The sequence below is a fragment of the Sphingomonas sp. 66-10 genome, from assembly GCF_001897045.1.
Lineage (GTDB): Bacteria > Pseudomonadota > Alphaproteobacteria > Sphingomonadales > Sphingomonadaceae > Sphingomonas > Sphingomonas lycopersici.
Window position 1 is genome coordinate 18,538 of the sequence record NZ_MKRR01000001.1, and the last position, 9,690, is coordinate 28,227.

Here is a 9,690-nt window from a genome sequence, read left to right on the forward strand (position 1 = left end):
GCTGCTCGACGAAATCGAAAAGGCGCACCCGGATCTTTACAACATCCTGTTGCAGGTGATGGACAACGGCAAGCTCACCGATCACCACGGCAAGACGGTCGATTTCAGGAACGTCATCCTGATCATGACCACCAATGCCGGGGCGAGCGACATGGCGCGCGAGACGCTGGGCTTCGGCAACCTCACCCGCGAAGGCGAGGACGAGCAGGCGGTGCAACGCATGTTCACGCCGGAATTCCGCAACCGGCTCGATGCGGTGGTGCCGTTCGGCTATCTCCCGCCCGAGGTGGTCGCGCGGGTGGTGGACAAGTTCATCCTCCAGCTCGAACTCCAGCTCGCCGACCGCGATGTCCACATCAAGCTCGCCGACGAGGCGCGCCAGTGGCTGACCGACAAGGGCTATGACAAGCTCTACGGCGCGCGGCCGATGAGCCGGCTGATCCAGGAGAAGATCAAGCAGCCGCTGGCCGAGGAACTGCTGTTCGGCAAGCTCGTCCACGGCGGCGAGGTGACGGTGAAATTGAAGGACGGCGCTTTGTCGTTCGAGATCGTCCCCGCCGCGCCGAAAAAGCCGCGCAAGAAGGGCGGCAAGGCGGAGCCGGTCAAGGCCTGATCCGCCGACCGATCGAGCGAATGAATGATTGCCGGCGGTGCCTCCGAACACGAGGCGCCGCCGGTTTTTTTGCGGCCCCCCTCTCCCCGTTCGCCCTGAGCTTGTCGAAGCCCTGCCCTGTCTTCCGCGGAAGAAGCACAGCCCTTCGACAAGCTCAGGGCGAACGGCGGAACTGCGCCACCGGACCAAGTCGTTACGCCTTTGTAAGAAATAACTTTCGCCGGCATTAACGATCTGTTGGCCGCTCGCCGCTAGAGCGTCGTCCATGCCCGCTCGTTCAGCGTTCAGGATCGTCTTTCGGGCGTTGTTCGCGCTCATCGCGACTCTGGCGGCCGTCCCGACAGCGGCGCAAAGCGGGCTGGTCGGGCGCGATGTCCCGATCTGCATCGCGCCTGCCCGACCCGGCGACACCGCGGCGGCGATGCTGCGCGCCGATCGGCGCTACGATTGCACCCGCGCGCAAACCTCGTTCGGCGCCGGCGACTTCTGGGTGCGATCCGCGCCACTCTCGACCCGCGCCTGGGCGGTGCGCAGCGGCAGCCTGTGGCAGGACGAAGCGACGCTCTACATCGTCTATGGCGACGGCGTCGTGCTCAGCCAGCGGATGAACGGCCATGACGCGACCCGCGCGATCCGGCTCGGCGCGATCTTCGAACGTGCGCTGCCGGCCCGTGAAGCGCCGGTGACGCGGCTGATGTGGCATGTCCGCGGCGCGGCCAATCTGCGCGGCATCGTCCTCGCGCCGCACCTCGCCACCGCCCGCGAGAGCGTCCGGTCCGACATGCTGCTCGGCGCGCTCTACAGCGCGTTCGGCGGGCTATGCCTGGCGCTGCTGATCTACAATCTCGCTTTGTGGGGGGCGCTGCGCCACGGGTTCCAGCTCGCTTATTGCGCGATGGTCGCGGGGCTGATGCTCTATGCCTTCTCGTCGTCGGGGGCGATGGCCTGGGTGTTTCCGGGGCTGGAGAACAACGATCGGCTGCGGATCAATTATGCGATGCTGTCGATCGCGGCGGTCTGCGCTTTGGCCTTTGCGCGCAGCTTCTTCGGCGCGCATGTCTTCAAGGGCTGGCTGGCGCGCGCGTCGGATATCGTCGCCGCATTGCTGCTGGTCGCCGCGACCGCGCTCGTCGTTCTGGCACCGTGGCGCATCACCCTGCTCGACCACATCTATGCGGTGAGCTTCGTCGCGCTGATCGCGCTGGTGCCGTTCATCCTCTGGCGCGCGTGGCGCGATCGCAGCAACTATCTGTGGATCTACACGATTTCCTGGGCGGCCCCGGTCGTGCTGGCGGGGATGCGCGCCGCGGGCAATTTCCACCTGCTCGGCTGGAGCTTCCTGCTCGACAATTCGACGATCCTGTCGATGACGATCGAGGCGACGCTCTCCAGCCTCGCGATTGCCTATCGCTTCCGGCTGATCACCGCCGAGCGCGACGAGGCGCGCGAGCAGGAGATCGCCGCGCGGCTGCTCGCCGACGCCGATCCGCTGACCGGGCTGCTCAACCGGCGCGGTTTCCTGCGCAGTGCGATCGGGCGTGATCGGGCGCATCTGCTGGTCCTCGCCGATATCGATCACTTCAAGCTGGTCAACGACACGCTCGGGCATGACGGCGGCGACGAAGTCCTGCGGATCGTCGCTCGCGCGCTGCGTGCCGCCGCGCCGCCGGATGCGTTGGTCGCACGGCTCGGCGGGGAGGAATTCGCGCTGCTGATCCCCGATCGCGGCCATGATCTCGCCGCCGACGTGCTGGCGCGGGTCCGCACCGAGCGGATGCCGTTCGACATTTCGGTCACGGTCTCTCTCGGCACCTGCCACGGCCCAATCGCCAGCGAGGACGATTGGAAGACGCTCTATCGCCATGCCGATCAGGCATTGTTCGCCGCCAAGGCGGCCGGGCGCGATCGCGTGCGCCACGCCATCGCGCCGATCGCCGCCTGACTCTTTCCAGCGCGCCCGGAATCGGGTAATATACTGCGATGCAACGCCGCCGCGCCGCCTTCTTCCTTGCCATCGTGCTTGCGCTGGCCGTCGCGGCGGAGCGGCGTCCGCTGATCTCGGTGAATCTGGCCGGCGAATCGCCGATCGCAACCAGCCAGCCCGCGGCGCAGGCGACGATCAACCTCGGCGTGGTCGGGCTGTCGCTGCTGCTGCACTGGAACCGCGGGCGCTAACCGCAGCCTGCTTGCCCTTTGACGGCCCCTGCCGCATAGCGCCCGCATGGCGTCAAACCCCGAGGATAATGCAATCGCTTCGATGACGTTCGAGGCCGCGCTGCGCGAGCTCGAAGCGATCGTCCACAAGCTCGAATCCGGCGAAACCCCGCTCGCCGAGGCGATCGACCTGTATGAGCGCGGCAATGCGCTGCGCGCGCGCTGCGCCGAGCGGCTCGATGCGGCACAGGCACGGATCGAGGCGATCCGGCTCGACGCGGAAGGCCGCGCCACCACCACGCCGTTCAACGCCGGATGAGCGCCTCCCCCGCGCTTCAGGCGGCGCTGGCCGAGATCGCCACCGAGATCGACGCGCGTTTCGACCAGTTCCTCGCCGTCCCGGACGATCCCCGCGCCGATCTCTATCGCGCGATGCGCCACGCCGCGATCGGCGGCGGCAAACGGCTGCGCCCGCTGCTCGTCTACGCCACCGCGCAGATTTTCGGCTGCGATCGCGATTGCATCGCGCGGGTCGGCACCGCGATCGAGGCGATCCACGTCTATTCGCTGATCCACGACGATCTGCCCGCGATGGACGACGACGACATGCGCCGCGGCAAGCCGACCGTCCACAAGGCGTTCGACGAAGCGACCGCGATCCTCGCCGGGGACAGCCTGCAGGCGCTCGCCTTCGAGATTCTCGCCGATCCGGCGACTCACCCCGATCCGTTCGTCCGCGCCGAACTGACGCTCGATCTCGCGCGCGCCGCCGGCCCGGCGGGGATGTGCGGCGGGCAGGCGATGGACCTCGGCGCGGCGCGCGCGGGCTTCGATCTTGCGATGGTCGGGCGGCTCCAGGCGCTCAAGACCGGCGCGCTGATCGCCACCTCGGTCGAGGCGGGCGCGATCCTCGGCCGCGTCGCGCCGGAAGGGCGCACTGGGCTGCGCGGCTATGCACGCGACATCGGGCTCGCCTTCCAGATCGTCGACGACCTGCTCGATGTCGAGGGCGACGAGGCGGCGGCGGGCAAGAAGCTGCGCAAGGATGCCGACGCGGGGAAGGAAACCTTCGTCTCGCTGCTCGGCATCGAACCGGCGCGCAAACGCTCGCGGCTGCTGATCGATCAGGCGATCGCGCATTTGCGCCATTACGGCCGCGAGGCCGACCTGCTACGCGATATCGCGCGTTTCGTGCTGGAAAGGGATCGATAAACCCATGAGCATCCGCATCGGCGTCTATCCCGGCACGTTCGACCCGATCACGCTTGGGCATATGGACATCATCCGGCGCGGCGCGAAGCTGGTCGACCGGCTGGTGGTGGGGGTGACGACCAACCCCTCCAAATCGCCGATGTTCTCGCTGCCCGAGCGGATGGCGATCGTCGAGCGCGAGGTGGCGGCGATCGAGGCCGATATCCGCGTGGTCAGTTTCGATTCGCTGCTGATGGATTTCGCCGAGCGCGAAGGCGCCGGGGTGATCGTGCGCGGGCTGCGCGCCGTTGCCGACTTCGAATACGAATATCAGATGGCGGGGATGAACCAGCAGCTCAACGACCGGATCGAGACGGTCTTCCTGATGGCCGATGTCGCGCTCCAGCCGATCGCCTCGCGGCTGGTGAAGGAGATCGCGATCTTCGGCGGGGAGATCGGCAAGTTCGTCACCCCCGCGGTGCGCGAGGAAGTGACGGCGCGGGTCCAGGTGCTCGGCCGGCGCGGCAGCGGGGTTTGAAGGTTCAGATTGGCGCAAGCGTCGCTATGCTTTAGCTGCGGAGCAGCGTTCCGGGGCGCTGGCGCGATGGAATCGAGCGGGAAAGTCGGATTGATGCGTTTCTTGGGTGTAGTGGCGATCCTTGGCGTGCTGATTGCACCGCCGGCCTTCGCCAAGAAGGAAAAGAAGAACACGGTGGTGCTGACCACCGAGACCGCGACGCGCGCCGCGCCGCCGGCGATCACCGATACGACCAACCAATGGCTGCTCGATCTGTCGGACGGCGGGCGGGTGACGATCCTGCTGCGCCCCGACGCCGCGCCGCTGATGGTCGAGCGGATCAAGACGCTGACCCGCCAGCATTTCTATGACGGCCTCACCTTCCATCGGGTGATCGACGGCTTCATGGCGCAGGGCGGCGACCCCAAGGGCGACGGCACCGGCGGCTCGACGCTTCCCGACGTGAAGGCCGAGTTCAATTATCTGCCACACGTCCGCGGCGCGGTCGCCGCGGCGCGCGCGCAGGCCGACGACAGCGCCAACAGCCAATTCTACATCGTGCTCCAGCCCAAGCTGGCGCTCGATCACAAATATACCGTGTTCGGCCGGGTGCTCGACGGGATGCAATATGTCGACGCGATCGAGCGCGGCGAGCCGCCCGCCAACCCGACGCGCATCCTCCACGCCTATATCGCGAGCGACAACCCCCCGCCTTATCAGGCCGCGCCGCCGCCCGCCGTCAATCCGGCCGCGGTGCTCGGCCCGGTCTCGCTGCCGGGGGCGAAGCCCGCGCCCACGCCGGCCGCAAAGCCGGCGCCGAAGAAGAAGCCGTAAGACGAACCGGATCCGCCATTCCCGTTCGCCCTGCGCTTGTCGAAGCGCGTCCCGTCGCTCGTGAGGTGGGGCCGCGCTTCGACAAGCGCAGGGCGAACGGATTTACTTCGCGCACGTTGCGCTAAAGACGAAGCCCGACCCCGATGAACGTCGATCTGTTCGATTTCACGCTGCCGCCCGAGCGGATCGCGCTGCGCCCCGCCGCGCCGCGCGATTCGGCGCGGATGCTGGTGGTGCGCGGCGACACGCTCGCCGACCGGATCGTCAGCGATCTGCCGGGCGAGTTGCGCGCCGGCGACCTGCTCGTCTTCAACGATACCCGCGTGATCCCGGCACAACTCGAGGGGATGCGCGGCGCCGCACGTGTCGGCGCGACGCTCCACAAGCGCGAAGGCCCGCGCCGCTGGCGCGCCTTCGTCCGCAACGCCAAGCGCGTCCGCGACGGCGATACGATCGATTTCGGCGCCGGGGTCAGCGCGGTGGCGAGCGATCGCGGCGCGGACGGCAGCATCGCGCTCGATTTCGCGGGCGACGAGCCGGTCGAGCTGCTGCTCGAGCGCGCCGGCCGCATGCCGCTCCCGCCCTATATCGCCGCCAAACGCCCGACCGACGCGCGCGATGCCGATGATTATCAGACGATGTTCGCGCGGCGTGCCGGGGCGGTCGCCGCCCCTACCGCGGCGCTGCATTTCACCCCGGCCCTGCTCGACGCGCTGGCGATGGCGGGGGTCGGGCATGTCACGCTGACGCTGCATGTCGGCGCGGGCACCTTCCTGCCGGTCAAGGCCGACGACACCGACGATCACGTGATGCACGCCGAATGGGGCCGCATCGACCGCGCCACCGCCGATCGCCTCAACGCGACCCGCGCGGCAGGCGGACGGGTGATTTCGGTCGGCACCACCTCGCTGCGGCTGATCGAGAGCGCGGCGGATGCGGACGGCATCGTCCACCCGTTCGAGGGCGATACCGCGATCTTCATCACCCCCGGCTATCGCTTCCGCGGGATCGACGGGCTCGTCACCAACTTCCATTTGCCGCGCTCGACCCTGTTCATGCTAGTCTCGGCGCTGATGGGGCTCGATCGGATGCAGGCGGCCTACGCCCATGCGATCGAGCACGGCTATCGCTTCTATTCCTACGGTGACGCTTCGCTGCTGCTGCCTTAAGCGCGCTATTCAGGCCGCTTTCGGGTGATCTTCGCTGTTCTCGACCGTCGCGCGCAAACCCAAAGCGGTGAGCACCTTCAGTAAGGTGTCCAGCGTTGGGTTGCCGTCTTTGCTCAAGGCGCGGTGCAGCGCCTGCCGTTTGAGCCCCGTTTCCTCGGCCAGCTTGGTGAGGCCGCCCCGCGCGCGGGCGATCGTGCCAAGAGCATGCGCGACATAGGCCCGATCACCGCTGGCAAGCGCATCGGCAAGCAATTCACGCTGCGCTTCGTCATCGCCGACCAGATATTTCGCCGCATCGAATGCGAGCCCAAGCTCAGCCGTCACTCTCGGATCCTTCCATCACGTCCCCCGGTGGATTTCCTCGGCCATCCGATACGCCTGCTCGATATCCCGGCGCTGGCTCTTCTTGTTGCCGCCGCAAAGCAGGTTGATGATCTCCTCCCCCTTGATCGTGAAATAGACGCGATAGCCGGCACCATGGTCATGCGGGGCTCGCTGACCTTCCCGCCCACCGATTTGGCGTCGCCGAAATTCCCGGCTTCGATACGAACGATGCGGATCGCTATCCGCGCCGCCGCACGGCGATCCTTGAGGCCCTCGATCCAATCGGCGAATCGGGCGGTCGGGATAACCGCGAACACGCGTCACATATAGGTGACGCCGCAGCCGCGTCAACTAAAAGTGACGCCTTCTTAGGCTGGGTGTCGGATTAACTTACAGATAACCATATTCCGCTCGCGAGAATCGGCGGATTTCCGCGGCTGGCATATCGCTTGCTTCTGATCCGGCATGTGGTCCCGCATCGCCCGTCTGTTCGTCATCAAGACCAAGTTCGAGGCGTTCCTCGTGATCTTCTCGCTCGGCACCGGGGCGATAGAGCGCGGGGTGCATTATCTGCAGCAATATCCTGGCTACGGCGGCTGGCTGCTGTTCGCCGCTTGCCCCGTCGCGGTGTTCATGGCCGGCGCGCGCATCCTGGAATCGGTCGAACGCAATAGCTGAGCTGCGCCGAAGCGAGCCCTCGCGACGATGAAGCGATGTTGATATGTTGTAACATTGCGTTTAGCCGGTCCTCATGAACCGAACATATGCCCATAGGTCGCTTCCGCTCGCCGGCGTTGTTGCCGCACTGATCGCCACCCCCGCCGTCGCCGAGGATAATCCGGTCGCGCAGGACACCGTGCCGCGCGATGTGATCGTTACGGCGCCCGTCGCGCGCAGCGAGACCGACGTGCTGCAAGGCACTTCCGTCCTCTCGGGCGAAAAGCTCGACCGCGAATTGCGCCCGACGATCGGCGAGACGCTCGCGCGGCTTCCCGGCGTCTCCGCCACCTCGTTCGGACCGAGCGCGTCGCGGCCGATCCTGCGCGGCTTCCAGGGCGATCGTATCCGCGTGCTGACCGACGGGGTCGGTTCGGTCGACGTGTCGAACACCTCGGTCGATCATGCGGTGGTGATCGATCCGCTGCTCGCCGAACGGGTCGAGGTGCTGCGCGGCCCGGCGGCATTGCTCTACGGCTCGTCGGCGGCGGGCGGCGTGGTCAATGTGATCGATTCGCGCATCCCGCGCAGCGTCCCGAGCAACGGCTATCGCCTCAACGCCACCGCCGGCTTCGGCAGCGCGGCGACCGAGCGCTCGGTCGGCGCAGCGGGGGATGTCGCGGTAACCAGGAACCTCGTGCTCCACGCCGACGGCTCGTATCTCAAGGCCGACGACCTCCGTATCGGCGGCTATGTGCTGTCGCGCAGCGCGCGCGCCGCCGCTTTGGCCGCGGCGCAGGCGGCGCCCGACGATGAGATCGACTTCGCCGCCTCCGCGCGCCTCAAGGGCCGGCTGCCCAACACCGCGGCGAAGACCTGGACCGCCGGGCTCGGCGCGGCGCTGATCACCGACACCGGGTCGCTCGGCATGTCGTACAGCCATTACGACAGCCTCTATGGCGTGCCGATCCGCTATGCCACCGAGCCCGGGCAGGAGCAGGAGGCGCCGCGGCTCTCGGTCGTCCAGAACCGCTTCGATCTGCGCGGCGAGGTGCAGACCGGGGGCGGCTTCCTCGATCGCATCCGCGCGCGCGCGGCTTATGCCAATTACCGCCATTTCGAACTCGAACCGAGCGGCGAGATCGGCACGCGCTTCTACAACAAGGGCCTCGAAGGGCGCCTCGAATTCGTCCAGGCCAATCGCGGCGGCTGGAGCGGCGCAAGCGGCGCGCAATATTTCAACCGCCAGTTCAACGTCGTCGGCGAGGAAGCCTTCCTGCCGCGCAACAATACCGAACAGGTCGGGCTCTTCACGCTCCAGCAATATGAGAATGGCGCGTTCAAGGCCGAGGGCGGGGTCCGCTACGAGCATACCAATCTCGCCGCGCTCAACCCGGCGGACGATCTGCGCTATTTCAACGGCAAACGCCGGTTCGACACCTTCTCGGGCTCGCTCGGCGCGTCTTACGGCATCGCCGACGGGGTGCGCATCGGGCTCAACGCCTCGCGCACCGAGCGCGCGCCGTCGGCCGAGGAATTGTTCGCCAACGGCGCCCACGCCGGGACGCAGGCCTATGAGCTCGGCAACCCCGATTTCCGTACCGAGAAAAGCTGGGGGCTGGAGGCGACGCTCCACGCGCATAGCGACGGCTTCAGCCTCGATGCCTCGGCCTATTACAATTGGTTCGACGATTACATCTACGAGAACCAGACCGCGCAATCGGTCTGCGCCGCCGCCGCCGCGCCGTCCGGACGCGAGGTGGAATTCCCCTGCTTCCAATATCAGCAGGCCAAGGCGCGCTATTATGGCTTCGAGATCGACGTCTCCAAGCGGCTGGCGCGGATCGGCGGACATGCGATCAACGCCGACATCCTCGCCGATTATGTCCGCGCGTCGGTGGTGGACCTGAGCCCGGTGCCGCGCATCCCGCCGCTGCGCGTGCTCGGCGGGGTCGAGGCGCAGGGCGACCGCACCAGCGCGCGGGTCGAGCTGGAACATGTCTTCCGCCAGACGCGCATCGCCGCGTTCGAGACCGAGACGGCGCCTTATACGATGGTCAACGCGTCCTTCTCGTTCCGGCCGTTCGCCGGCAACGAGAAGACCAGCATCATGATCGCGGCGAACAATATCTTCGACGTCAACGCGCGGCGCGCGGCAAGCGTGCTCAAGGATTTCGCCCCGCTCGCCGGGCGCGATATCCGGGTGACGTTGCGGATGGGACTCTGAACCC

At 67.1% G+C, this 9,690-nt stretch carries 12 protein-coding genes; 10 read left to right on the top strand and 2 right to left on the bottom strand.

Annotated features, from left to right (window positions below; genetic code table 11):
• From BGN95_RS00095 to queA, 8 genes are all read left to right on the top strand, one after another.
• Window positions 1-613 (top strand): AAA family ATPase (locus BGN95_RS00095; RefSeq protein ID WP_286771254.1); only part of this gene is annotated, 613 nt, incomplete at its 5' end.
• 265 nt (window positions 614-878) lie between these two features.
• A complete protein-coding gene (locus tag BGN95_RS00100) occupies window positions 879-2,555 on the top strand; it encodes a GGDEF domain-containing protein (RefSeq protein ID WP_179512356.1) in 1,677 nt (558 codons plus the stop codon).
• Window positions 2,556-2,593: 38 nt separating this feature from the next.
• Window positions 2,594-2,788 (top strand): hypothetical protein, encoded by a 195-nt coding sequence (locus BGN95_RS00105; RefSeq protein ID WP_179512357.1) that lies wholly within the window; start codon window positions 2,594-2,596, stop codon window positions 2,786-2,788.
• A 46-nt stretch (window positions 2,789-2,834) separates the two neighbouring features.
• Window positions 2,835-3,086, top strand: a complete 252-nt coding sequence (locus BGN95_RS00110; protein ID WP_179512358.1) for an exodeoxyribonuclease VII small subunit — start codon at window positions 2,835-2,837, stop codon at window positions 3,084-3,086.
• On the top strand, window positions 3,083-3,979 hold the full coding sequence (locus tag BGN95_RS00115; protein WP_286771255.1) for a polyprenyl synthetase family protein: 897 nt from the start codon (window positions 3,083-3,085) through the stop codon (window positions 3,977-3,979). Before BGN95_RS00110 ends, BGN95_RS00115 begins: the two co-directional genes overlap by 4 nt.
• 4 nt (window positions 3,980-3,983) lie before the next feature.
• The gene (coaD, locus tag BGN95_RS00120; RefSeq protein ID WP_179512360.1) at window positions 3,984-4,496 is read left to right on the top strand and encodes a pantetheine-phosphate adenylyltransferase; all 513 of its coding nucleotides are present in this window, start codon (window positions 3,984-3,986) and stop codon (window positions 4,494-4,496) included.
• A 93-nt stretch (window positions 4,497-4,589) separates the two neighbouring features.
• Window positions 4,590-5,309, top strand: coding sequence for a peptidylprolyl isomerase (locus tag BGN95_RS00125; protein ID WP_265314092.1), 720 nt, complete (start codon window positions 4,590-4,592; stop codon window positions 5,307-5,309).
• Between the two features lie 143 nt (window positions 5,310-5,452).
• Entirely contained in the window at window positions 5,453-6,478 is a 1,026-nt protein-coding gene (queA, locus tag BGN95_RS00130; RefSeq protein ID WP_179512362.1) for a tRNA preQ1(34) S-adenosylmethionine ribosyltransferase-isomerase QueA, read from the top strand.
• Between the two features lie 9 nt (window positions 6,479-6,487).
• Here the strand turns inward: queA and BGN95_RS00135 are convergent, their stop codons facing one another.
• Both BGN95_RS00135 and BGN95_RS00140 read right to left on the bottom strand, forming a co-directional pair.
• Window positions 6,488-6,802 carry an addiction module antidote protein gene (locus tag BGN95_RS00135; protein WP_265314089.1) on the bottom strand — a complete coding sequence of 105 codons (315 nt, stop codon included), beginning with the start codon at window positions 6,800-6,802 and terminating at the stop codon, window positions 6,488-6,490.
• A gap of 15 nt (window positions 6,803-6,817) precedes the next feature.
• The gene (locus BGN95_RS00140; RefSeq protein ID WP_286771256.1) at window positions 6,818-7,153 is read right to left on the bottom strand and encodes a type II toxin-antitoxin system RelE/ParE family toxin; all 336 of its coding nucleotides are present in this window, start codon (window positions 7,151-7,153) and stop codon (window positions 6,818-6,820) included.
• A gap of 114 nt (window positions 7,154-7,267) precedes the next feature.
• Here BGN95_RS00140 and BGN95_RS00145 point away from each other — a divergent pair, with 114 nt between their 5' ends.
• A complete protein-coding gene (locus BGN95_RS00145; protein WP_179512365.1) occupies window positions 7,268-7,480 on the top strand; it encodes a hypothetical protein in 213 nt (70 codons plus the stop codon).
• Between the two features lie 73 nt (window positions 7,481-7,553).
• Window positions 7,554-9,686, top strand: a complete 2,133-nt coding sequence (locus tag BGN95_RS00150) for a TonB-dependent receptor (protein ID WP_286771257.1) — start codon at window positions 7,554-7,556, stop codon at window positions 9,684-9,686.
• Window positions 9,687-9,690 lie beyond the last annotated feature (4 nt).